This window comes from Flavobacterium longum, from assembly GCF_965137575.1.
GTDB lineage: Bacteria > Bacteroidota > Bacteroidia > Flavobacteriales > Flavobacteriaceae > Flavobacterium > Flavobacterium longum.
In genome coordinates, this window is the sequence record NZ_CBCRZJ010000003.1 from 187168 (window position 1) to 210694 (window position 23527).

Annotated in this window: 22 protein-coding genes and 1 tRNA gene; 19 read left to right on the forward strand and 4 right to left on the reverse strand. The window is 49.2% G+C overall.

All coding sequences use genetic code 11. The features are described 5' to 3' along the window. Nucleotides 1-16 precede the first annotated feature (16 nt). A complete protein-coding gene (locus ACM9J1_RS06460; protein ID WP_415581213.1) occupies nt 17-925 on the forward strand; it encodes a TIGR01777 family oxidoreductase in 909 nt (302 codons plus the stop codon). A gap of 59 nt (nt 926-984) precedes the next feature. On the opposite strand, the gene ACM9J1_RS06465 is transcribed toward ACM9J1_RS06460, so the two are convergent. Further along, entirely contained in the window at nt 985-1653 is a 669-nt protein-coding gene (locus tag ACM9J1_RS06465) for a YceI family protein (RefSeq protein WP_415581214.1), read from the reverse strand. A 244-nt stretch (nt 1654-1897) separates the two neighbouring features. Between ACM9J1_RS06465 and ACM9J1_RS06470 the strand changes: the two genes are divergently transcribed. The 5 genes from ACM9J1_RS06470 (at nt 1898) to ACM9J1_RS06490 (ending at nt 7207) form a co-directional block, all read left to right on the forward strand. Next, a complete protein-coding gene (locus ACM9J1_RS06470) occupies nt 1898-2470 on the forward strand; it encodes a nucleotide exchange factor GrpE (protein WP_415581215.1) in 573 nt (190 codons plus the stop codon). 9 nt (nt 2471-2479) lie between these two features. Further along, nucleotides 2480-3601, forward strand: coding sequence for a molecular chaperone DnaJ (dnaJ, locus tag ACM9J1_RS06475; protein WP_415581216.1), 1122 nt, complete (start codon nt 2480-2482; stop codon nt 3599-3601). Nucleotides 3602-3783: 182 nt separating this feature from the next. Continuing rightward, nucleotides 3784-4710: an ABC transporter ATP-binding protein gene (locus tag ACM9J1_RS06480; protein ID WP_415581217.1), complete on the forward strand. Its 927-nt coding sequence runs from the start codon at nt 3784-3786 to the stop codon at nt 4708-4710. Between the two features lie 143 nt (nt 4711-4853). Then, complete coding sequence (locus ACM9J1_RS06485; protein WP_415581218.1) at nt 4854-5729, forward strand: DUF808 domain-containing protein; 876 nt, start codon at nt 4854-4856, stop codon at nt 5727-5729. A gap of 191 nt (nt 5730-5920) precedes the next feature. Further along, a complete protein-coding gene (locus ACM9J1_RS06490; protein WP_415581219.1) occupies nt 5921-7207 on the forward strand; it encodes an ABC transporter permease in 1287 nt (428 codons plus the stop codon). A gap of 268 nt (nt 7208-7475) precedes the next feature. On the opposite strand, the gene trxB is transcribed toward ACM9J1_RS06490, so the two are convergent. Further along, nucleotides 7476-8426: a thioredoxin-disulfide reductase gene (trxB, locus tag ACM9J1_RS06495; protein ID WP_415581220.1), complete on the reverse strand. Its 951-nt coding sequence runs from the start codon at nt 8424-8426 to the stop codon at nt 7476-7478. A 129-nt stretch (nt 8427-8555) separates the two neighbouring features. Here trxB and ACM9J1_RS06500 point away from each other — a divergent pair. Next, a tRNA-Pro gene (locus tag ACM9J1_RS06500) sits at nt 8556-8630 on the forward strand. Nucleotides 8631-9235: 605 nt separating this feature from the next. On the opposite strand, the gene ACM9J1_RS06505 is transcribed toward ACM9J1_RS06500, so the two are convergent. Further along, complete coding sequence (locus ACM9J1_RS06505; RefSeq protein ID WP_415581221.1) at nt 9236-9970, reverse strand: DUF3667 domain-containing protein; 735 nt, start codon at nt 9968-9970, stop codon at nt 9236-9238. Between the two features lie 108 nt (nt 9971-10078). Between ACM9J1_RS06505 and udk the strand changes: the two genes are divergently transcribed. The 6 genes from udk to ACM9J1_RS06535 all read left to right on the forward strand — a co-directional run bounded on the left by udk (nt 10079) and on the right by ACM9J1_RS06535 (nt 16518). Beyond that, nucleotides 10079-10687, forward strand: a complete 609-nt coding sequence (gene udk, locus ACM9J1_RS06510; protein WP_415581222.1) for a uridine kinase — start codon at nt 10079-10081, stop codon at nt 10685-10687. Then, nucleotides 10688-11026 carry an FtsB family cell division protein gene (locus ACM9J1_RS06515; RefSeq protein ID WP_415581223.1) on the forward strand — a complete coding sequence of 113 codons (339 nt, stop codon included), beginning with the start codon at nt 10688-10690 and terminating at the stop codon, nt 11024-11026. Nucleotides 11027-11082: 56 nt separating this feature from the next. Continuing rightward, nucleotides 11083-12456: a methylmalonyl-CoA mutase subunit beta gene (locus ACM9J1_RS06520; RefSeq protein WP_415581224.1), complete on the forward strand. Its 1374-nt coding sequence runs from the start codon at nt 11083-11085 to the stop codon at nt 12454-12456. Beyond that, entirely contained in the window at nt 12453-12917 is a 465-nt protein-coding gene (locus ACM9J1_RS06525; protein WP_415581225.1) for an energy transducer TonB, read from the forward strand. Before ACM9J1_RS06520 ends, ACM9J1_RS06525 begins: the two co-directional genes overlap by 4 nt. A gap of 1 nt (nt 12918) precedes the next feature. Further along, a complete protein-coding gene (gene scpA / locus ACM9J1_RS06530) occupies nt 12919-15042 on the forward strand; it encodes a methylmalonyl-CoA mutase (RefSeq protein ID WP_415581226.1) in 2124 nt (707 codons plus the stop codon). 87 nt (nt 15043-15129) lie between these two features. After that, a complete protein-coding gene (locus tag ACM9J1_RS06535; protein WP_415581227.1) occupies nt 15130-16518 on the forward strand; it encodes a peptidoglycan DD-metalloendopeptidase family protein in 1389 nt (462 codons plus the stop codon). A 29-nt stretch (nt 16519-16547) separates the two neighbouring features. Here ACM9J1_RS06535 and ACM9J1_RS06540 read toward each other — a convergent pair whose 3' ends face one another. After that, nucleotides 16548-17795 carry an LVIVD repeat-containing protein gene (locus tag ACM9J1_RS06540; RefSeq protein ID WP_415581228.1) on the reverse strand — a complete coding sequence of 416 codons (1248 nt, stop codon included), beginning with the start codon at nt 17793-17795 and terminating at the stop codon, nt 16548-16550. Nucleotides 17796-17860: 65 nt separating this feature from the next. On the opposite strand from ACM9J1_RS06540, the gene ACM9J1_RS06545 reads away from it, so the two are divergent. The 6 genes from ACM9J1_RS06545 to ACM9J1_RS06570 all read left to right on the forward strand — a co-directional run bounded on the left by ACM9J1_RS06545 (nt 17861) and on the right by ACM9J1_RS06570 (nt 23433). Next, on the forward strand, nt 17861-19003 hold the full coding sequence (locus ACM9J1_RS06545) for a methionine aminotransferase (RefSeq protein ID WP_415581229.1): 1143 nt from the start codon (nt 17861-17863) through the stop codon (nt 19001-19003). Between the two features lie 94 nt (nt 19004-19097). Then, entirely contained in the window at nt 19098-19928 is an 831-nt protein-coding gene (locus ACM9J1_RS06550) for an SRPBCC family protein (protein ID WP_415581230.1), read from the forward strand. Beyond that, the gene (locus ACM9J1_RS06555; protein ID WP_415581231.1) at nt 19925-20242 is read left to right on the forward strand and encodes an ArsR/SmtB family transcription factor; all 318 of its coding nucleotides are present in this window, start codon (nt 19925-19927) and stop codon (nt 20240-20242) included. Before ACM9J1_RS06550 ends, ACM9J1_RS06555 begins: the two co-directional genes overlap by 4 nt. A 13-nt stretch (nt 20243-20255) precedes the next feature. Further along, a complete protein-coding gene (locus ACM9J1_RS06560; protein WP_415581232.1) occupies nt 20256-20684 on the forward strand; it encodes an SRPBCC family protein in 429 nt (142 codons plus the stop codon). 89 nt (nt 20685-20773) lie between these two features. Beyond that, nucleotides 20774-22360, forward strand: a complete 1587-nt coding sequence (locus ACM9J1_RS06565; RefSeq protein WP_415581233.1) for a tetratricopeptide repeat protein — start codon at nt 20774-20776, stop codon at nt 22358-22360. A gap of 149 nt (nt 22361-22509) precedes the next feature. Then, nucleotides 22510-23433 (forward strand): T9SS type A sorting domain-containing protein, encoded by a 924-nt coding sequence (locus ACM9J1_RS06570; protein WP_415581234.1) that lies wholly within the window; start codon nt 22510-22512, stop codon nt 23431-23433. Nucleotides 23434-23527 lie beyond the last annotated feature (94 nt).

Consider the following 23527-nt stretch of genomic DNA (forward strand, 5'->3'; position numbering starts at 1 on the left):
GAAACCCCAAAATCAAATGAGAGTATTGATCACAGGCGCGACGGGTTTGGTGGGCAATGCACTGACGGATTTGCTATTATCTGAAGGCATATCCATCCATTACCTGACCACCGCAAAGAATAAATTAAAAAGCACACCGGGTAAAACGGGCTTCTACTGGAATCCGGAAGCGGGCGAAATCGACGAAAGCGCGCTCATCGGCGTTGATGCCATCGTCCATTTGGCCGGCGCCACGATTTCCAAACGCTGGACCGACAGCTACAAACAGGAAATCATCGAAAGCCGCATCCTGTCGGCAAATTTGCTTTTTAACTTGCTCCGGAAAAACCCACATGAGGTGAAGCAAATCGTTTCCGCATCGGCCATTGGCATATATAAGGACAGTTTGGATACCGTGTATCGTGAAGATGCCACGCAAAAAGACGATGGCTTTCTGGGTCATGTCGTCCAAAAATGGGAAGAAAGCATCGACAAATTTAAAATCCTTGGGCTAAAAACCTGTAAGCTCAGGACGGGAATTGTACTCTCCCGCAATGGTGGTGCGTTGCCGCAGATGGCCAAACCCATTGAATGGTATGTAGGTGCGCCGCTGGGTTCCGGCCGACAATTTATGTCGTGGATCCATCTCGAAGATTTGACACGGATGTATCTTTTCGCACTCACGCAAGGGCTCGACGGCGTGTTCAATGCCACGGCACCCAATCCGGTCACCAATAAAGACTTTACGAAAATGCTCGCCAAAAGACTTCATCGCCCGCTGATTTTGCCCAATGTACCCGCGTTTGCCTTGAAGTTGTTGCTTGGGGAAATGCATCTATTATTGGTATCGAGCCAAAACGTGAACTCCGAAAAGATCCGAAATGCGGGTTTTGACTTTAAATACAATCCTCTCGGCGAAGCGCTCGACGACTTATATCCGCAATAAAAAAGCCCTTTCTGAAAAGGGCTTTTTTCGTAAGTAAGTTGAATTAATAATAAACGTGTTTACGCTTTCTTGGCTTTGAGTTTCACCACCAATTCGATTTCGTCGTTGATGAATTTGTCGCCCAAGTCTGTAAAGACCGATTTTGACGCGTAATTGATTTTCCATTGGGTGCGGTCTATCACGAATTTCTCGCTGTCGATAGACACATCGGTATCGGTAACAGTTACCGTGGCAGGGAATTTTACATTTTTAGTGGTACCTTTCAGGGTCAAGTTGCCTTCCACCATTGTTTTTCCGTTTTCCTCACTGATTTTGGTGATTTCAAATTTACCTTCCGGATACTTTTTAACGTTGAAGAAATGGTCTGATTTCTCATCCATGTTCGTTCCTTTCAAATGCGCTTCCAAATCGGCTTTTCCGTCCTCGGGTTTCACATCTGTGGTTTCGATTGAATGCATGTTGATCGTGAAATTGCCGCTTTCGATGGTCTTGCCTTTTGCGTACACGACGCCCGTAAGCAACTTGATGGTGCCGTGGTGCGACGCCACTTGTTTGGATCCGGTCCATTCAATAACCGTGGCTGTGGTGTCAACGTTGTAAGCGACGGCTTCGGCTGAAGCATCTGCAGCAGCAGCAGCGTCACCGGCTTGATTTTCCTTGTCGCCTTTGCAGGCTACATTCATTGACAAGAAGGCCACAATGAGCAAGCTTGGTAGTAGTTTTTTCATACAAATGTGGTTTTTAGAGTTTATAAACATATCAATTTTGAAATTAAAAACTTCTTAAAATTATATTAAAATGATTTTATATCCAACAATGAATGAGATGATTTGTTGCAGAGTTAGAATATTCCAAGTGATTTTGTCGAATTATTGGCAACCAACAAAGCCTGTTGCCAATACGTCGCAAAGCAAATTCGATGACAATTTGGCACAATTCCCCAAATGGCAGTAACTTTGCAAACCCGCGCCGATGAAATTTTTTTATAAAAAGAAAGCCACTATGAGTGCCGAAAACCAAGATAAACAAACAGAATTAGACGAGACTATAATTGAAAATTCGGCGGCCGAAGCGCAAGCCAAGACCGAAGAACTGACACCAGAAGAAAAATTGTCAGGTGAACTCGCCGCCGAAAAAGACAAATTCCTGCGCCTTTTTGCCGAATTCGAGAACTTCAAACGCCGCACGGCCAAAGAAAGATTGGAACTTTTCAAGACCGCGAACCAAGAAGTCTTGCAGGCCATGTTGCCGGTGCTTGACGATTTTGACCGTGCACTGGTAGAAATCCGCAAGTCTGAAGATGAAACCTTGCTGAAAGGCGTCGAACTCATCCACGAAAAATTCAAGCATACCTTGACCAGCAAAGGCTTGGAGTTGGTCGAAGTCAACGTCGGCGATGCATTCAATGCAGATTTCGCCGAGGCCATCACACAAATCCCTGCACCATCCGAAGACTTAAAAGGAAAAATCGTCGATGTCCTTGAAAAAGGCTATAAATTGGGCGACAAAATCATCCGTTTCCCTAAAGTCGTCACCGGACAATAACCCAAGACCATGAACAAAAGAGATTTTTACGAAGTACTCGGTATCAGCAAAAGCGCGACGCCCGAAGAAATCAAGAAAGCGTACCGAAAGAAAGCCATTGAATACCATCCGGACAAAAACCCCGGAAACAAGGAAGCCGAAGAAAACTTCAAACTTGCCGCAGAAGCTTACGAAGTCCTGAGCGACCCGAACCAACGCGCCAAGTATGACCAGTACGGGCACCAAGCATTTGAGGCGGGCGGTTTCGGCCATCATCCGGGCGGCATGAATATGGACGATATCTTCAGCCAATTCGGCGACATCTTCGGAAGCGCGTTCGGTGGCGGGTTCGGCGGATTCGGCGGCGGCGGTGGCGGACAACGTCGCGTGAAAGGCAGCAACCTGCGCATCAAAGTGAAAATGCCACTTGAGGAAATCGTCAACGGTGTCGAAAAGAAAATCAAGGTAAAACGCAAAGTCGTGGCACCGGGCGTGCGCTACAAAACCTGCCCTACCTGTAACGGCCAAGGGCAAGTCATGCGCGTAACCAACACTATATTAGGACGTATGCAGACCGCGACCACTTGCAACGCTTGTGGCGGCGCCGGGCAAATCATAGAAAGCAAGCCAAAGGAAGCTGATGCATATGGTATGATCATGGCCGACGAAACCGTGTCGATCAAAATTCCGGCGGGCGTAGTCGATGGGATGCAACTCAAAGTATCGGGCAAGGGCAACGACGCGCCGGGCAACGGCATTCCTGGAGATTTGATTGTGGCCATCGAAGAAGTGGAACATCCTGAACTGAAAAGAGAAGGCGAAAACCTACACTATGATTTGTACATCAGTCTGCCGGAAGCCGTATTGGGTTGTTCGAAAGACATCGAGTCGGTCAACGGAAAAGTCCGGATCAAATTGGAAGAAGGCATCCAGTCCGGCAAAATTTTGCGCCTGAAAGGAAAAGGCGTTCCGAGCCTTAACAGCTACGGTGTCGGCGACTTGCTGGTTCACGTAAATGTCTGGACGCCAAAAAACTTGTCTAAAGACCAAAAGGACTTTTTTGAGAAAAATCTGTCAGATGTAAACTTTGCCCCGAAGCCGGAAAAGAGTGAAAAATCTTTTTTTGAAAAAGTTAAAGATATGTTTTCATAATTAAAAAAAATCTTTTACATTTGAATCGTTACTAGTAGGTAACTAGTAATTTCTTTTTCATAGCAATTTTTCCCATCCTTATGGCAAATAGGGGTGGGTTTTTTTATTTGTGTAAAGTGTCGGGTTTGATGTTTAAAGTTTGGTTAACTTTGAACCTTGAACTTTAAACTTCAAACTTTTTAATGAGTAACATCCTCGAAGTCGAGAAAGTCGTCAAACAATACGGCGACTATACCGCGCTCAACGAAGTGTCGTTGTCGGTACCCAAAGGCAGCATTTATGGATTACTGGGGCCGAACGGTGCAGGCAAGACATCACTCATCAGGATCATCAATCAGATTACGATGCCCGATTCTGGGACAGTCTGGCTTGATGGCGAAAAACTCCAGCCCAAGCATGTGCAATCCATCGGCTATCTGCCCGAAGAACGCGGCTTGTACAAAACCATGAAAGTGGGCGAACAATGCCTGTATCTGGCGCAGCTCAAAGGTTTGTCTAAGTCTGAAGCCAAAGCCCAACTCGACTATTGGTTTGACCGGTTGGAAATTAAAGGCTGGTGGAACAAGAAAATCCAGGAATTGTCTAAAGGCATGGCCCAGAAAATACAGTTCGTGGTCACGGTGTTGCACAAACCCAAACTGCTCATTTTCGACGAGCCGTTCTCGGGTTTCGACCCGGTAAACGCCAACTTAATCAAGGACGAAATCCTGGCGCTCAAGGAAAGCGGCGCGACCATCATTTTCTCGACACACCGCATGGAAAGCGTCGAGGAATTGTGCGACTATATTGCGCTGATCCACAAATCCAACAAATTCATCGAAGGCAAATTGGACGACGTAAAGCGCCAATACCGCAGCAACACGTTTGAAGTAGGTGTCTTGACGCAAAACGTAGAAGGTTTGATGTATGATTTGACGCAGAAATTTCAGTTGTCGCCCACCGATTTCAAATCGCTCAATGATGAATTGAAACTCGACATCCAAATCGGGAACAATACGCCAAATGAATTGCTGCAAGTATTGATCGGACGCGGACAAGTGACGCATTTCGTGGAAAAAATTCCGAGTGTCAATGATATATTCATCCAGACGGTGAAGAATAGCGGCTAGGAAGAAATTAGTTCCTAGTTGCTAGAAGATGACAAACATTTTTCTGATATCATAAAAGTTCTAACATTATATTTTACAATAATCCGCTTCCGGTTACGACAATCTATCTAGCCACCAGCAACTAAAAACTATCAACTAACTAAATGGCCTCAGGAATTTTCGCAGTATTAGACGACATCGCCGCACTCATGGACGACGTAGCGGTTGCCAGTAAACTCGCCACCAAAAAAACAGCAGGTATTCTCGGCGATGATTTGGCCGTGAACGCAGAAAAAGCCACAGGATTTCTGGCTTCACGTGAATTGCCCGTGCTTTGGGCCATCACGAAAGGTTCGTTCCTGAACAAGGTCATCATCGTTCCCTTGGCGCTGCTGCTCAACGTGTTCTTTCCGGTGGCGATTAAGGTCATTTTGGTATTGGGCGGCGCCTTTCTGGCTTTTGAAGGCGTCGAGAAAATCATCGAATATTTAGCACACCGCGCCAAGAAAGGAAAAGAAGTCATCGAAGAAGCGGCAGCCGATACCGCAGACCATCAACAGGAAAAATCAAAAGTAAAGTCGGCGATCATGACCGATTTTATCTTATCGGTCGAAATCGTGATCATTGCGCTGGGATCGGTGCTCGACAAACCGCTCATGACACAAATCCTCACTGTTTCAGTAGTTGCCATCGTAGCCACCGTAGGCGTTTACGGCATCGTGGCACTCATCGTCAGGATGGACGACGCCGGATTCAAACTCATCAAACGCGGCGGCGACGGCAGTTTCCTGGCCATCGTAGGGCAAGTGCTCGTCAAGGCATTGCCCGTTATCATTAAGATATTGGCCGTTGTCGGGACGCTCGCACTCATTCTGGTCTCGGGTGGCATCTTTTCGCATAACATCGATTATTTCCATCATCTTTGGCCAAATCTTCCCGCCATCTTGAAGGAATTCATACTAGGAATTGCCGTCGGGTTGGTCGTCGTTGCCGTGGTAATGGCGTTAAAGAAAATCATCGCAATGTTTAAAAAAAAGTAATCCACGCCAGCCATTAGCCACTTTCGCTCCAACAACCAAAGACCAAGGCCGAACGTCACCCGAGCCCGCAGGGCGAACGGTATGAAGCGGTAGCGAAGTAAAATGTCGAACATCGAACGAGAAAACACAGCATGCACAGATTCCTACAGATTTGCCCTTCTAGCCACTATCAATTAGAAACAAACAACTAAATGAGCACACTCAAACTGATCATCCGTCGCGAATTCATCTCCAAGGTCCGCAACAAGTCGTTCATTGTCATGACGTTTCTCAGCCCGTTGATTTTCGTGTTCATCGGCGTGGTCGTGGGTTATCTCAGCACGATTAAGGGCGACCAGAAACGCATCGCCATACACGATGCCACCGGCAAGTTTGCGAAGGATTTCAAGACCGACGAAGAATACCGTTATCTTGATTTGTCGTCGGCCGACCTCAACGTGGTCAAGGACAGCGTGGCCGCCGAACATTACGACGGATTGCTGCTCATTCCGGCCGCATCCGACAACAAAACGCTCCAGAAAAGCATCGAGTTCATTTCAACCGAAAGCCCAGATGTCATGCTCATCGAAAAAGCCGAAAACACCATCGCGAAACACCTCACTCGGGACAATTACGTCAAGGCGGGCATTGATTCGTTGGCCATCAAAGACGCAGCCGCATCGGTGGACATCACGCTCAAGAAAGCCACAGGCGAGAAAACCATCAAAGGCCTGAACTGGATCAAACTGCTCATCGGGTTTGCCTTCGGTTACCTTATTATGATGTTCATCGTGATTTACGGCAACTTGGTCATGCGCAGCGTCATTGAGGAAAAAACCAACCGCATCATCGAAATCATCATTTCATCCGTGAAGCCATTCCAGCTCATGATGGGCAAAATCGTCGGGACATCGCTTGCCGGCGTGTTGCAATTCGCCATCTGGGCCGTTATTGGGGTTGTGGCCATGTTCGTGGCTTCTGCGTTTTTTGGCGCGCCGGTTGGCGGCGCAGGTGTTGCGGCGGCACAGGCAGAATCGGCCGGTACGATGCAGCTCATACTCAAGGAAATCAGCGACTTGCCCATCGCGACGCTCATCATTTCCTTTATTCTGTATTTCGTGGGCGGCTATTTCCTGTACAGCTCGTTTTACGCCGCCATCGGGGCAGCGGTTGACAATGAAACCGATTCGCAGCAGTTTCTTTTGCCCATCATCATGCCACTCATTCTCGGGGTTTATATCGGTTTCGTGACGGTCATGAACGACCCACACGGTACCATCGCCACGACATTTTCGATGATTCCGCTCACCTCGCCCATCGTCATGCTCATGCGCATCCCGTTCGGCGTGCCGTGGTGGCAACTTGTATTATCACTCGTGATTTTGTTTGCCACATTCATTGGTGTGGTTTGGTTCGCGGCCAAAATCTACCGCGTGGGCATTTTGATGTACGGGAAGAAACCTACTTACAAAGAATTGTTTAGGTGGTTGCGGTATTAGTGGTTGAAGTGGCTAGTGGCTAGTTGTTAGAAGAATTTGAAAATTTGAAAATTCGGGGATTTGGAAACGGTAAGAACCCGTGACCCGAGCAGTAGCGAACTGCATAGCAAAATCCCTGGAGTCTGTTTTTTTGTCGTTCGACGTTTGACATTCGACATTGGTCGATGGACAACCAGATAATCATGTGCTCTCGCACTTCCAGGTGGTATTGACAAGCCAAAAAAAAATCCCGGCATTGCCGGGATTTGAATCAATGTGTCTTATTAAATCAGTGCTCTAAAGTCGCGAGGTAACGTTCGGCGTCGAGTGCGGCCATACAGCCCGTTCCGGCTGCGGTAATGGCTTGGCGATAATCTTTATCCTGTACGTCGCCGCAGGCAAAAACGCCCGGCAGGTTGGTATGGGTTGACTTTCCTTTGGTGATGAGATAGCCGGTTTCGTCCATATCAAGCTGGCCAGCGAAAATATCCGTGTTGGGTTTGTGGCCGATGGCGATGAACAAACCCGTAACGGCGATGTCTGTGGTTTCTCCGGTGACGTTGTTGCGCATCCGGATACCTTCAACGACATTTTCGCCTAATACTTCGTCAACCTCAGTATTGTATAAAACCTTCAGGTTCGGCGTATTGTTGACGCGGTGTTGCATGGCCTTTGACGCACGCATGTGGTCTTTGCGGACGAGCATCGTGACATTGCGGCAAATATTAGAAAGGTATGTGGCTTCTTCGGCTGCCGTGTCGCCGGCGCCCACGATGGCTACGTCTTGCCCTTTGTAGAAAAAGCCGTCGCACACCGCGCAAGCCGAAACACCGCCGCCGCGCAAACGTTGCTCGCTAGGCAAGCCCAAATATTTAGCGGTGGCGCCGGTAGAAATGATGATGGTTCGCGCAAGGATTTCTTTGGTACCGTCCACAACGACTTTATGCCAGCCGCCCAACTCGTGGTGCAACTGTACGGCAGTCACCATACCGATGCGAACTTCGGTACCGAAACGCTCGGCTTGCTGTTGCAGTTGAACCATCATGGTTGGTCCGTCGATGCCCTCGGGATAACCGGGAAAATTGTCTACTTCGGTCGTGGTGGTAAGTTGCCCACCAGGTTCCATTCCGGTGTAAAGCACTGGCTTCATATCGGCACGCGCGGCATAAATGGCAGCCGTATAACCTGCCGGCCCGGAGCCTATGATGAGGCATTTTATTTTTTCGGTATTGTCTTGCATAGGGTTTGGATTTTTGTGCCGCAAATTTACAGGTTTACCCCGCAATAAAATATGTTGGTTGATTGCTTTTGATTATTTGTGAATAACTTTTGCGCAACTGAAATTTAGTTTTATATTTGCACCCGAATTCGGGGTGTAGCGTAGCCCGGTTATCGCGCCTGGTTTGGGACCAGGAGGTCGCAGGTTCGAATCCTGCCACCCCGACAGACAAATCCTGACTGCCATAGCAGTCAGGATTTTTTGTTTGAGCCAAAACGCCAAGCTCGCTTGAGCGTTTTGGCTCAAACAAAAAATCCGTAAAAACTGCGCAGCAGTTTGGGATTTGTCTGGATGAACACCTCACTCAGGATCACGGAGCGCAGCGGAGTAATCCTGCCTAGGCGTGGATGGCCTTCAAGCGAAGCATTGTTGGATTTGACTGCATCGACACCTCACTCAGGATCACGAGCGCCAGCGAGTAATCCTGCCAAGCACGAAATTGCAAAGCATAGTTGGTTTTATCTGAACAACCCACCCACTCAGGATCACGAGCGCCAGCGAGTAATCCTGAGCCCGAGCGCAGCGAGCAAACCGCCGAGCGCAGCGAGCGCTTCCGTGCGTAGCACACAACTAACAACACCCAGCAAAAAAAACGAACCCGCGTGAGCGATGGAAGCATTGTTTGAGCGCTTTGCAAGACCTTTGGGGTTTTACTCCGCCGCGCTCCATACTGTTCGGCTACACCTAAAACCCCAAAGGCCTTGCAAACGCGAGTGCGGACAGCGCGACAGCGGCGGAGCGCAGCGGAGCCGGTGGCACGCCCAAAAAAATTACAGCACTTTTGCAACCGCCAACACCGCCAAGACAATAGCGATTAACGTCCCGGAAAGCAGCAATGCCAGAACGTAGGAGAGCAGCGTACGCAGGAATATGTTGACGTGGTTTCCAGGGCGGAAAAATTGCGAATACGTCCAGCACATCAGCAGTAAATCGAGCAAGAAGAAACTATTGAGAAGCGCGCGGAAATATTGGTCGGGAATTAAAAGAAATAGTGGCAACAGCACAATCCTGACGGCAAGTTTCTGGCAGCTATAGAAGGAATTCAGCACCATATGTTCGACGAAATTGTAGCCGCTTCGCCGGAACATGAGGTACGAAGCCAAAGAAACAACTGGTATCAATGCCAAGGTGATGAATGCGTAATAGTGCGCGATCCAGCCGTTGAGTTGCTCGTGGTTGAACGTATCGTCGACCGTCCTGAACAAATCGATTTCCAGCAGATGATACAACACGCCGTAAAACGACGCGGTGACAATCACCATCGAAAACGGTTTGTAATGCTTGGCGCGTTTTCCTTCGATGTATTCGCGGACGGTGTGGCCGGGCCGCAGGAAAAGTTGCTTGGCCGAGTAGAGCAATCCGCCGTCTACGTGAAAAAGCCCGTGCCTAAGGTCGTGCATCACGAACTGCGTGTTGATAGGATGCGCATGCGCCGGCTGCCCGCAATTGTTGCAGTAGTTTCCTTGAAAGATGTTTCCGCAGTTTTTGCAGGTGTGGGTTTCCATGATGTGCCGGCTTAGGGACAGTCCAAATTTAACATTTTTGGTTTATCTGTTAACGCCGCCTGCGCCAAATAAAATTTCCTATTTTTGTCGACAGAAAAACCAATCCCTATGCTGATTATCGGTATTGCCGGCGGAACCGGAAGCGGAAAAACCACCGTTGTCCATCAAATCATGAACGAGCTTCCGCAGACGGAAGTGGGCATCATCCATCAGGATTCGTATTACAAAGCGAACGACGGACTGTCTTTCGACGAGCGGGCGCTGATTAATTTCGACCATCCGCGCGCCATTGATTTTGATTTGTTGGTGGCGCATTTGAAGGAACTCAAAGCCGGAAATACGATTGAGCAGCCGGTGTATTCGTTCGTGACGCACAACCGCACCGATGACACGGTAGTGACGCATCCGCGGAAAGTCATGATCGTGGAAGGCATCCTGATTTTGGCCAATCCGGAATTGCGTGATTTGTGTGACGTGAAGGTTTTTGTGCACGCCGACTCTGATGAACGTTTGATACGACGCATGAAGCGTGACATCGCCGAGCGCGGCCGCGACATGGAAGAGGTTTTGGCGCGCTACCAGAACACGCTCAAGCCCATGCATCAACAGTTCATTGAACCGACAAAGGCATTCGCGGACATCATCATCCCGAACGACAAATACAACACCGTAGCGATAGACGTGGTGCGCGCGGTCATCAACCAAAGACTTTCGTAAATGGCCAGATTCAGGGATAGCGGCTGGTTCAAGTTCGTCAGTAACAAATACGTGCTGGTGCTGCTTTTCTTTATCGTTTGGATGCTGTTCCTGGACAATTATTCGTGGTTCAACAGCCGCGAGCTCAACCGCCAGATCGATGAACTGGAAGACAACAAACAATATTACAAAGACGAAATCAGGAAAGACAACCAAAGCATCAAATTGCTGAAAAATCCGGATCAGGTAGAAAAGTATGCGCGCGAAAAATACTTCATGAAGCGCGATTCTGAGGACATATACATCATTGAATACCAAGGCGAGCCTAAAGACACCGTACATTCCATCGTCCCGAATTAGTTTTTGCCCGAACCATTCCTACTTTTTAAATATATTTGTGCGATAAGACCAAACCCGTGGCAGCACAACACCAATCACTATTCAACGAATTCGAGCCCGTTTCCTCGAAACAGTGGAAACAGCAAATCCAATACGACCTGAAGGGCGCAGACTACAATGAAACACTCGTCTGGGAAAGCCCGGAAGGCATCAAGGTAAAACCGTTTTACCACCGCGATGAATTCGAGCATAAAACCCATATATCACATCCGGATTCTTTTGCCATTGGGCAGGATATTTTCGTGTTCGATATAGAAAAATCGGCCTATCGTGCGCTGGATTCCGTAAACCGCGGCGCCGAAAGCATCCGGTTTACCGTAGACAATCCTGAAGTTGATGTCTCGAAATTACTCGCCGATTTGCCTTTGGAAAACATCACGGTTTTCTTCGACCTGCAATTCCTTTCGCCCAATTTCGTCGGAAAAATAGACGCGATCGCTGCTGCACGTAACGCCAAGATATTTTGCTTGATCGACCCCATCGGGCAACTCGCCGCCGACGGCAATTGGTTCCCTACGAAAGACAATTTCATCGATCTACAACAAATCGCCGCGGCCAAACACGTCGGTACCATTGCGGTGAAAGCCGGCTTGTATCAGAATGCGGGGGCGAACATCGTCCAGCAAATCGCTTACACGCTCGGCCACGCCAATGAGTATTTCAACCGAATGGGCAACATCGCGCAACCTATGGTTTTGCAGATGGCCATCGGATCGAATTATTTCTTCGAGATTGCGAAACTCCGCGCCACACGCCTATTGTTTAAACGCATCGGCCAAGAATATGGCCACACGCAAGATTGCCACATTTTGGCCACTCCAACGCGCCGCAACAAAACCATTTACGATTACAACGTGAACATGTTGCGCACCACGACCGAATGCATGAGCGCGGCCTTGGGCGGTGCCGATACGGTCATCAACCTGCCGTATGACGCGGTTTATCATAAGAGCAATGAATTTGGCGAACGCATTTCCCGAAACCAATTGCTGATCTTGAAGCACGAAAGTTATTTCGACAAGGTGTCCAACGCGGCCGATGGCAGTTACTACATTGAATCCTTGACCGAACAATTGGCCGAAAAAGCGCTCGCACTCTTCAAGGACATCGAGGCAGCCGGCGGTTTCCTAAAACAACTCACCGAGGGCAACGTCCAAAGGAAAATTTCCGAAAGTGCCGAAAAGGAACAAGCACTTTTTGACGCGGGCAAAGAAGTCCTTTTGGGCACCAACAAATACCCCAACAAGAATGACCGCATGGCCGATGACTTGGAACTGTTCCCTTTCGTGAAGAAGAAACCGCGTAAAACGTTGATCACGCCAATCATCCCGAGAAGGCTGGCCGAAAAAATGGAACAAGAACGCTTGGAAACCGAAAAACAATCCTCATGAAAAATCTATTTACCCTGCTATTGGTGGCCTTTTTACAATCTGTAAGTGCGCAGATTGTCGATGAACCGGTGGCGCCGCCTATGGACTCGCCGCAGGACAATGCGACGGTTTATTCAATGGCCAACATCGAAGGAAAGCCTGATTTCCCGGGCGGACTTGCTAAATTTTACGAGTTCTTCGCAAAGAACTACGTCAAGCCGAAAGGCACTGAAAACCTGACAGGAAAAGTCTTCGTGACGTTCGTGGTTGATACAGACGGTTCGCTTAGCGATATCAAAATACTCCGTGACCTGGGCAACGGTACCGGAGAAGAAGCCGTTCGCGTACTAAAAAGTTGTCCGAAATGGATTCCGGGACAACAAAACGGGAAAAAAGTTAGGGTACAATATTCATTGCCGCTGCGCATCGGGATGACCGAACTGAAACCCGCGTCGGCCACACCCATAAAAGACAAAAACTAAGATGAACCGGAAAGACCTTTCACACGTATCGCTCAACCACACCGAGCCAGCGGGGAAAAGTAGTGAAAATGCATTCACGACAGCCGAAGGCATTGCAGTCAAGCAAACCTATCAGGACGATGACGTCTCCGGTTTAAGCCATCTCGATTTCGGGGCCGGCTTTACCCCTAACCTCCGCGGACCGTATGCGACGATGTACGTCCGAAGGCCATGGACGATCCGCCAATACGCGGGGTTTTCGACCGCCGAGGAAAGCAACGCGTTTTACCGCCGCAACCTCGCCGCCGGACAAAAAGGACTGTCGGTTGCGTTCGATTTGGCCACGCATCGCGGCTATGATTCAGACCATGAGCGCGTGGTAGGCGACGTCGGGAAAGCGGGTGTAGCGATAGATTCCGTGGAAGACATGAAAGTGTTGTTCGACCAGATTCCGCTGGATGAGATGTCGGTCTCCATGACCATGAACGGCGCCGTACTGCCCATTATGGCCTTTTACATCGTGGCCGCCGAAGAGCAAGGCGTAAAACCGGCGCAACTTTCCGGAACCATCCAAAACGATATCCTGAAGGAATTCATGGTGCGCAATACGTACATTTATCCGCCTGCGCCATCGATGAAGATCATCGCCGATATTTTCGCGTACACGAGCAAAAACATGCCGAAGTTCAACTCGATTTCCATTTCGGGTTACCACATGCAGGAAGCCGGCGCTACCGCAGATATTGAACTGGCTTATACCTTGGCCGACGGATTGGAATACATCCGCACGGGATTGGCCGCCGGAATGAAGATTGACGAATTCGCACCACGCCTATCGTTCTTTTGGGCCATCGGGATGAACCATTTCATGGAAATTGCAAAGATGCGCGCCGGCCGAATGATTTGGGCGAAACTCCTCAAACAGTTCGACCCGAAAGACGAAAAATCACTGGCATTGCGTACACACTGTCAAACCTCAGGCTGGAGCCTGACCGAGCAAGATCCGTTCAACAACGTGGCACGCACCACGATTGAAGCAGCGGCAGCCGCATTCGGCGGTACACAATCCTTGCACACCAACGCACTCGATGAAGCCATCGCATTGCCAACGGATTTTTCTGCCCGGATTGCCCGAAACACCCAACTGTTCTTGCAGGAAGAAACCAAAATCACCAAAACCGTCGATCCTTGGGCTGGCAGTTATTACGTAGAATCACTAACCGCGCAAATAGCCCACAAAGCCTGGGCACTCCTTGAAGAAGTAGAACAGCTGGGCGGCATGACCAAAGCCATTGAGGCCGGCATCCCGAAACTGCGGATCGAAGAAGCGGCAGCCCGTAAGCAAGCGCGCATTGACAGCGGCCAAGACATCATCGTAGGCGTGAACAAATACCGATTGCGCAAGGAAGATCCGTTGCACATCCTGGATGTGGACAACCAATTGGTGCGCAAACAGCAAATCGACAGACTGGAAAAAATCAAAGCCAGCCGAGATGGGAATGCCGTAAAAGCCGCACTGGAAAAATTAACCGAGAGCGCAAAGACCGGGCAAGGAAATTTACTGGAACTGGCGGTTGAAGCGGCCAGACTTCGGGCTACGCTGGGCGAAATCAGCGACGCGCTCGAAGCCGTGTTCGGACGATATAAAGCACAAATCAAATCATTCAGCGGCGTGTACAGCAAAGAAATCAAGAACGACGAAAGCTTTGAGAAAGCACGTCAACTGGCCGATGCCTTTGCCAAGAAAGATGGCAGGCGGCCACGCATCATGATTGCGAAAATGGGGCAAGACGGCCATGACCGCGGCGCAAAAGTCGTGGCTACCGGTTATGCCGACGTGGGTTTCGACGTCGACATCGGGCCGTTGTTCCAAACCCCTGCTGAAGCGGCCAAGCAAGCCGTGGAAAACGACGTACACATTTTAGGTGTTTCATCGTTGGCGGCAGGCCACAAAACGCTGGTGCCACAAGTCATCGAGGAACTGAAGAAGTACGGCCGCGAAGACATTATGGTCATTGTGGGCGGCGTGATTCCGGCGCAGGATTACCAGTTCTTATTTGATGCAGGCGCGGTAGCGGTTTTCGGACCGGGCACCAAAATCAGCGAAGCCGCCATCAGCATTCTGGAAATTTTACTTCGCGATTAATCAACTGAAAATCATTTTACTAGAAATGCAAATCATTGGTGCGCCTATAAATTTATCTATATTTGAACAACACCTAATACTTGCGCCATGAAAAAATTCCTCTTGCCTCTTTGCCTCGTCCTTGGCGGTTCGCTCCACGCCCAAATCAGCGGCCCGCACAATGAAGCCTACACGATCGGGAACCCAGATACGCCTTGTGTCACGGCGGCGCAACGGGAGGCGATCTTCGAGAAACTGGCACGCGCCAAACAGGACTTGATAGAGAAAGGCATATTGCCGAATCCGCAAACCAGCCTATTGGGCGGCGGCGGGCCGCATCCGTTGTTTGAATGGCCAATCGAAAAAGACCCGGCGGCGCCCTACACGGCCGTGTGGGGCTTGAGTAATTACGTAGACCACAATGCTTCTTTTCCGAACCAGATCCAGGATTGGAACTGCGGCACCAAATCATACGACACTTCTAACGGTTACAACCACCAGGGTATGGATATTTTCCTGTGGCCATTCTCGTGGTACCAATTCCAGAACAACTACGCGCGTGTCATTGCCGCGGCACCGGGAACGATTATCTATAAAGACGACGGAAATTTCGACATGAACTGCGCCCTGGGCGGCGGCGATTGGAATGCGATTTACGTCATGCACGCCGATGGAAGTATTGCGTGGTACGGCCACATGAAAAGCGGTACGCTCACCGCCAAAGGCCCGGGCGACACGGTTGCCGCGGGCGAATTTCTGGGTAATGTAGGAAGTTCGGGCAGTTCTACCGGGCCGCACCTGCATTTCGAAGTGTACAACAATGCGGGGCAATTGGTGGATCCGTATGTTGGCACCTGCAACCTTTGGACATCTGCAAATGATTCTTGGTGGGCCGCGCAAAAGCCATACATCGAACCCAAAATCAATGCGGTTTCAACCCATAGCGGCGTGCCTACATTCCCGACTTGCCCGCAAATGGAAGTTACCAAGTACAAGGATTCGTTCCTAAGCAATGAAGTTGTATACGCTATGGTGTTTTTGACCGACCAGACTGTAGGTTCTAGCGGGTTGTTGTCGATGAAAAGGCCTAACGGCACCATAGCGTTCACCCAACCGTTCAATTCCACAACGGCCTACAACGCTTCCTATTGGTGGTGGAGTTTTGGTTCGGCGTCTTTCGATACGTATGGCCTTTGGACACTATCATTCAGTTATAACGGAAATACGGTGGAACATCAGTTCGTCTATGGCAGCAATCTGGCTGTTGGCGATTTGCAAACCGAAACCAAGGTCCGCTTCTACCCCAATCCTGCTAGAGACCGCATCGCTTTTTCAGAGGATGTGGCCACATTGGATGTGTTCCAAATCGACGGTAAAAAACTACAAATTCCGCACGATGGGATTTCGGCCGATGTCAGCGGGTTGCCCAACGGCGTGTTCCTTTTGCGCGGAACGACGGCTTCCGGGCGACCTTTCACCAGCAAACTCACAAAATAAAAGAAGCCTGCATTTGCAGGCTTCTTTCTTTAAAAGTTTATCGTACTGATTGGCGCCAACGTGTGGTTCGCGCCATATTGGTATTGGATGACCTTGTTGTCGCCCACGGCAATCAAGTGTGTCGAAAGTGGAATGACGTCGGTGACATTGATCGGATAGGTATGGGCCAGCGTCAATGCTTCGGGGTTTGTAGCATTGAACACCTTCAGTCCTTCTGCACCACAACAGATGTACAGCGAACCATCGCGAACGCCCAATCCGTATGGGTTATCCAACAAAGTCGTCGAAACCAGGACAGGATTCGTCACATCGGTAATGTCGATGACATTCACTTGGTCTTCTATCGCGCCACAGGAATTGCCGCCGCGGACCGTAATGTATGCCGTATTGCCCGACACGACTACCGGATCGCACGCCGTGGCATGGGAAAACCCAGACACGAAATACGGATTGAATTCGTCGGTGGCATCCACGATGTACATGCCATTGGTAGCGCCAACGAACAAATAGTCCTTTTGTTTGTATAGCGTCTCGAATTCGCCGCCGCCCAGCCAGAAATACATCGCGACAGACTTGTCATAATACGTATTGGTCGGCTCGCTAATGTTGAACACGTTGAGTTGGTACGCATCGGTCGTATAAAGCGCATTGTCATTGATCTGGAACTTGGCGTATGAACCGCCGATGCCTACCGAACCGGCAGCCGTAGACTGGAAATTGGCCATCGCGTCCTGGGTCATCTCGAGCATCATGCCTTCGGGTCTTTCACGCCGCTCCAACGTGTAACCTGTGATGATTTCGCCTTCGTTCGGATACACATCGGGCGCATAGAATTCCGCCTCAGTAGGAAATTCAGCATAGAACTGGATCACGTCCGTAACGGTTTGCACCAGTGTGATGTTGTTGAAGTCTGAAATATCGAAGACCAGCAAATCCATGTAATTGTCTGCGTACAAATAATTGTCCTTTATCGCGATGTCATGCACGCCGGGAATATTCAGGAACGCGATGTTTTGTGGCGCTGCCGGGTTTTGGTTGTTGAAGATGTGTACGCCCGATTCTTGTGCGATATAGAACAACTTGCCGGAAGCCACATAAATCTTGCCTTCGGAATCGGTTTCGTGCGGCGCCTGAACGCCTACGCTGTTGCGTAATGTGGCTTTGGATGCTACTTGCGGAACACCGAAAAGCGCGGTGTCTTTCGGCGCATCGTCGTTGTCGCAGGAAGCAAAGAACAACACGGCAACAACTGTCAAAATGGAGTAAATCGTTTTCATAAACAATTGATTGGAAGGTTGATAACAAATTTATACAAAAGGTTGATGCAATTAATCAAAACGGGTTGCGTATTTTTAAAACAAAAATGCCGAAACTAGACTCGGGCACCAGTATTTTTACGGTCATGTCGAAAATGGCCGCGACACACAATGCGATTAACCTCTCGCAAGGTTTCCCGAATTTCCCCGTGGACGACCGATTGACCGACATCGTTTCCCGCATCGTCAAGACCAATGTCCACCAATACATGCCCAGCGCCGGGCATGTACCATTGCTGGAAAAAATTGCGGGGCTCGTGGCCGAAAATTACGGGCGAATCACAAGTCCGGAAGAAGAAATCTTGGTTACCGCCGGGGCAACGCAAGCGATTTTCACCGCGATTCAGGCACTTGTGGAAGCAGGCGACGAAGTCCTTATTTTAGATCCGGCGTACGATTGTTATGATGCGCCGGTTGTTTTGTGCGGGGCGCGCCCCATCCATCTTTCGCTCAACGACGACTTTTCGCCAGACTGGGATGCGATTGGACGCGCCGTCAATAGTAAGACGCGGATGATCATCACCAACAATCCGCACAACCCGTCGGGGAAAACATGGCGAGAAGCCGATTTTGCCGCGTTGGAGGATTTGCTTGACAAACATCCGCAATTGCTGGTCTTGTCTGACGAAGTCTATGAATTCATTGCATTCGAAAGGGCACATATCTCAGTGAACCAGCGCGAAAGATTGCGCAGCCGGAGCGTGATCATGTCTTCTTTCGGGAAATCGTTCCACATCACCGGATGGAAAATCGGTTATGTCGTGGCACCCGCCGATCTGATGCTGGACATCAAGAAAGTACACCAATATTTGGTCTTCTGCGTAAACAGCGTGGCGCAAGCGGCGATTTCGGAATACCTTGACATCGTGGACTTGGCCGACTTGGGTACGTTTTACCGGACCAAGCGCGACCGGTTCAGAAACCTGGTCAAAGACACAAGATTTACATTACTGCCGTGCGAAGGTTCGTATTTCCAAGTGGCATCGTATGCGGAAATTTCGGATGAAAGCGACCTCGACTTCACCCGGAAACTTGTCACCCAGTACGGCGTGGCGGCCATTCCGCTGTCGGTTTTCCACCAATCGAAAAAAGACGATAAACTCATCCGGTTCTGCTTCGCGAAAGACGATGACACGCTTGTGAAAGCCGCAGAAAGACTACAGTTTTAGAACTTTTCTAAAATTTTCCTTCCAATTATTTGCGTAACCGATTAGTTACATATATATTTGTAACCGATTTGTTACACATTTATCTTCGTCAATTATGAATACAGTAGTCGTTGAAAGAACATACGATGCGCCTATCGATCGCGTCTGGGAAGCATTTACAAACAAAAGCCAACTGAGACAATGGTATTTCGATGTGTCCGATTTCAGGCCAGAAACAGGATTCAAATTCGAATTTACAGGCGGCGACGAAAACGTCCGATACCGCCATTTTTGCGAAGTGGTCGAAGTGCAAAAACCCACAAAGCTTGCCTATACGTGGCAGTATGAAAATATCGAAGGTATTTCGCTGGTCAGTATCGATCTGTTTCCTGAAACAGAAAGCCGCACGCGGGTGAAACTTACACATTCCGGGCTGGATTTCAAGACCGACGACAAAAACTTCCAACCATCAAGCTTCAACGCTGGCTGGACGCACATCCTGGAAATGTCGTTGCGGGACTTTGTCGAAAAAAGTTCGCTGTTTAAATCTATTTCCATCAATGCCAGCATGCAAGCGGTCTGGGACACACTGTTGCACCCGAACCACGACTGGGCCATGACATTCGGCGGCGGCGCACTGGCGCAAACCGATTGGAGCGAAGGTTCTGAAATCATTTGGACAGACATGGAAGGCAACGGCGCGGTTCGCGGCATCGTCGAGATTGCCGACGGCAAAACCCTCCAACTCCATTATTACGATGACTTCGACCGATATACAACGGCTGCCCTGGGCGACTACCTTGAGATTTTAAGACTGACACCGCGCGATGGCGGTGTGTTGCTCGAAGCCGAGACGGGAAAATTACAGAAATACTATTTAAAGAAGCAAGATAAGATGTGGGACGATGCGCTCGAAGCCATCAAAAAAACTGCTGAGTCAAAATGAGAAGAGATGTTTTCCAGGCCATCGCCGACCCAACCAGACGCGCCATCATTGCGTTGCTTGCAGGACAAACCATGAATCTAAATGCCGTGGCCGACCAATTCGACATCAGCCGTCCCGCCATTTCAAAGCACATCAAGATATTGACCGAATGCGGCCTGATCCAGATCAAACAGCAAGGCCGCGAACGGTATTGCGAACCAAAACTGGAGAAACTGGCGGAAGTCTCAGCGTTCGTGGAGCAATACCGCCAATTCTGGACAGCGAAACTCGATGCACTCGACAAATTTCTATCGGATGAATTAAACCAATCATAAACCACGATTAATTATGGAAACCACCACACAAGCGCCGCTCGTCATCGAGCGTACATACAATGCGCCGGTACACAAAGTCTGGCAGGCGTTGACCGACAGGGAACAAATGAAACAATGGTACTTCAACATTCCGACTTTTAAGCCGGAACTCGGTGCGGAATTCACGTTCGAAGCGGGCTGCGACGGCGATCACAGCTTCCTGCATGCCTGCAAGATTACCGCACTCGTCCCGAACAAAGTCATCGCCTACACGTGGCATTATCCGGGTTACGAAGGCATGTCTGAAGTATCGTTCGAACTGACCGAAGACCACGGCCGGACGCATTTGAAACTGACGCATTACGGGCTGGAAACATTCCCGCAAACAACGGATTTCAAGCGCGAAAGCTTCAACGGCGGCTGGACGCATTTTGCAGACGCGCTCGGCGAATTCCTCAAATAGTAAAGCGCCTTCGCTACCAAACCCATCGTGCTGTCGATGGGTTTTTTTATTGTTCGGAATTTCTATCTTTACCGAAATTTGCCGTGAAAATGCGCTTGAAAATACTGATTTCCAGCCTTGTCGTACTGTGTGCCATCGTGGCGTCGGGCCAACCGACGAGCCAAGATCCTTTGTTGCAGAAAGGCTGGAGCGAACTGGTCAAGGACAATGATACCGAAGCCTTCCGGTTGTTTTGGCAAGCGCTCGAAAAAGCCAAACAGGACAACAATGAAGCCGATAAGGCCGAAGCGTATCTGTATCTTGGGATTTGTTCTTTCGGGTCGAGCCTTGAAAAAGGTCTTCAATATGCCACGCAATCCATCGATGCCTATCATGCGCTGGAAGCGTCGGATCCGGAAAAAGCCAAAATCGGGCGAAGCAAATGTTTGCAACTCGTCAGTACGATTTACCTGCGACAGGGCAAAACCGACGATGCCAAACGCATGAGCCGCGAAGTCATTGAAACGCTCAAGGACGAAAATGATCGTTCGGGTACGCTGGGCTTGGCCTATGCCACACTCGGCTCGCTATATCTGTCCGACAAAAAGCGCGATTCCGCCGCGGTTTACTTCAGGTTGTCTTTGACGAATTTCCAAAAGTCCAACAACTACGCTTATTTGCCTGGCGCTTACCTCAAGACCGGCGAACTCGAAAACAAACCCGAATTGTTCCTGAAAAGTCTCGCTATTGCAGATTCCACCGAAAACAAACAAGCGCAGGTTTCAGCCTTGCTTACCCTTGGGAAATGGCAATTGGAGAAAGGCCAGCAACCGGCCGCCGAAGCCTATTTTGACAAAGCCAACGACATCGCCAAAAGATTGACCGACAAAGTATTCGAAGTACGTTCGCTGGAAGCACTGATCGACCTCAAGACCAAGCAACGGAATTTTGAGGAAGCCAGCCGGTTGCAGGCGCGGCTCATCGGAATCAAGGACGAATTTTATTCGCTGGAACGGGAGCAAATCGTCAAAAACCTGGAAGTGCAATTCGAGGTTTCAGAGAAAAACCGAAAACTGGCGCTGATGGAAAAGGAAGGCGAAGTATCGAAACTGACGAATATTATCTTGGTGATTTCCATTATCGTGTTGCTGATTGTATTCATCTCAGGTTATTTTTTCCTTAAAAGCATCAACCGGCGAGACAAACAACTATTGAAAACCAAGGAAGCACTCGTGGCGGCACTCGAACAACAGAAAACCATGGAAGAGCAGCAGTTCCGCAACGACCTTGAACACAAGGAAAGCCAGCTCAGCGCCATCACACTTCAGATGCTGCAGAAAAACGAATTGATAGACGAAATCAAACAATACGTCCAGAAAGACCAAGTGATTTCGGGACGCGAACTGCTCAAAATGGTCAACAAACATTTGGTGCAGGACAACAGTTGGAATGACTTCGACCTTTATTTCGAAGGCATCAACAAGAATTTCTACACGCGGCTAAAGAGCAATTACCCCGACATCAGCAACAACGACTTGAAGATCTGCGCCCTGATCAAGCTGAATCTGTCGATCAAGGAAATGGCTTCCATCTTGAATATTTCGCCCGACAGCGTCAAAACCGCACGATACAGGCTTCGGAAAAAGCTGCAATTGCACACCGAAGACAACCTGACGGATTTTATCTTGTCCATCTAGTGTTTACCTCAAAAACCCTTTAAAATATAGGATTGTCAACCTTTTGTCTACCTGATTTTGTAGGATTGGTGAACACATCCACGCTATCTTTGGACTGGGAAAAGTCGCTATGGAATTTTCCGGATTGTTCAATCTTAAAACGAAAAACTATGAAAAGAATTTACCTTTTATTCGCCATGTGTAGCTTGACCTTCGGACAGGCGCAAGTGCCCAACAACGGTTTCGAGGAAATCCTCTCGGATGGATTCAGCCCAAAAAACTGGGGCAGCGTTTTTATCCAGCCGGTACACATTGACTTAACGACCGGCGAATCCATGAGTGATGAGATTTGGTTTCAAGGCGTCAACAGTTTCACGATGGCCGCCGGAGATTGCCTTACCGGAAGTTGGTCTTTGATGGTGTCAAACGCCTACAATGCCACGCAAGAAACCACGATTCCGGGTCACGCGGTGTTGTTCAACGACGAACTTTCCGAGACGGCCAACGGGTGGAACTCGGGCATTCCGCTCCCGGATGGCGCTGTGGTACAATTCCTTGGGTTTGATTACAAATTCATGCCGATGGGTAACGACGTGGCCGCCGCCAAAATGGAATTGTTTAACGAAAACAGTGAAAGCATCGGAGTCGCCGAAATCACTTTATTGCCACAGCCCGATAATTTTCAATACGTCTACGTGCCGGTGGCTTTTACCATGGACGACACCCCGAAGTTCATGACCATCACTTTTTCCATGCAGAAAGATGATTCTGAAGTAAATTTCGGGTCGGTGCTTTTCGTGGACAATGTCGTGGTGAACACGGCGATGTTGGGCGTGCGGCAGCCGGAAAACCGCGCATTTACGGTGTATCCGACCATCGCGGAAAACCAACTCAACATCATGGCGAATGCCGCCGATTTAGGCGAGGTTTCGGCCACGATTTTAAATCTTGAAGGCAAGACCGTTGCACAGCAAAAGGTGGCATTCAATGGCTCCGCGGGCAGCATCGATGTTAGCGCGCTTTCCTCCGGGACGTACTTGCTGGATATTCGAAACGGAAGTGATAACCAAGTGACGCGGTTCATTAAAAAATAAATTGCTTGATTATTTTTAGGTAAGGAAGACCGGGCATGTCCCGGTTTTTTGTTTGGTCGCTTTATGATTTTATATGGTTTTCCCGTAGTTGGAA

Coding starts and splice junctions, on each gene's coding strand:
- ACM9J1_RS06460 (WP_415581213.1), top strand. CDS start 17: ATGAGAGTATTGATCACAGGCGCGACGGGTTTGGTGGGCAATGCACTG.
- ACM9J1_RS06465 (WP_415581214.1), bottom strand. CDS start 1,653: ATGAAAAAACTACTACCAAGCTTGCTCATTGTGGCCTTCTTGTCAATG.
- ACM9J1_RS06470 (WP_415581215.1), top strand. CDS start 1,898: ATGAAATTTTTTTATAAAAAGAAAGCCACTATGAGTGCCGAAAACCAA.
- dnaJ (WP_415581216.1), top strand. CDS start 2,480: ATGAACAAAAGAGATTTTTACGAAGTACTCGGTATCAGCAAAAGCGCG.
- ACM9J1_RS06480 (WP_415581217.1), top strand. CDS start 3,784: ATGAGTAACATCCTCGAAGTCGAGAAAGTCGTCAAACAATACGGCGAC.
- ACM9J1_RS06485 (WP_415581218.1), top strand. CDS start 4,854: ATGGCCTCAGGAATTTTCGCAGTATTAGACGACATCGCCGCACTCATG.
- ACM9J1_RS06490 (WP_415581219.1), top strand. CDS start 5,921: ATGAGCACACTCAAACTGATCATCCGTCGCGAATTCATCTCCAAGGTC.
- trxB (WP_415581220.1), bottom strand. CDS start 8,426: ATGCAAGACAATACCGAAAAAATAAAATGCCTCATCATAGGCTCCGGG.
- ACM9J1_RS06505 (WP_415581221.1), bottom strand. CDS start 9,970: ATGGAAACCCACACCTGCAAAAACTGCGGAAACATCTTTCAAGGAAAC.
- udk (WP_415581222.1), top strand. CDS start 10,079: ATGCTGATTATCGGTATTGCCGGCGGAACCGGAAGCGGAAAAACCACC.
- ACM9J1_RS06515 (WP_415581223.1), top strand. CDS start 10,688: ATGGCCAGATTCAGGGATAGCGGCTGGTTCAAGTTCGTCAGTAACAAA.
- ACM9J1_RS06525 (WP_415581225.1), top strand. CDS start 12,453: ATGAAAAATCTATTTACCCTGCTATTGGTGGCCTTTTTACAATCTGTA.
- scpA (WP_415581226.1), top strand. CDS start 12,919: ATGAACCGGAAAGACCTTTCACACGTATCGCTCAACCACACCGAGCCA.
- ACM9J1_RS06535 (WP_415581227.1), top strand. CDS start 15,130: ATGAAAAAATTCCTCTTGCCTCTTTGCCTCGTCCTTGGCGGTTCGCTC.
- ACM9J1_RS06540 (WP_415581228.1), bottom strand. CDS start 17,795: ATGAAAACGATTTACTCCATTTTGACAGTTGTTGCCGTGTTGTTCTTT.
- ACM9J1_RS06550 (WP_415581230.1), top strand. CDS start 19,098: ATGAATACAGTAGTCGTTGAAAGAACATACGATGCGCCTATCGATCGC.
- ACM9J1_RS06555 (WP_415581231.1), top strand. CDS start 19,925: ATGAGAAGAGATGTTTTCCAGGCCATCGCCGACCCAACCAGACGCGCC.
- ACM9J1_RS06560 (WP_415581232.1), top strand. CDS start 20,256: ATGGAAACCACCACACAAGCGCCGCTCGTCATCGAGCGTACATACAAT.
- ACM9J1_RS06565 (WP_415581233.1), top strand. CDS start 20,774: ATGCGCTTGAAAATACTGATTTCCAGCCTTGTCGTACTGTGTGCCATC.
- ACM9J1_RS06570 (WP_415581234.1), top strand. CDS start 22,510: ATGAAAAGAATTTACCTTTTATTCGCCATGTGTAGCTTGACCTTCGGA.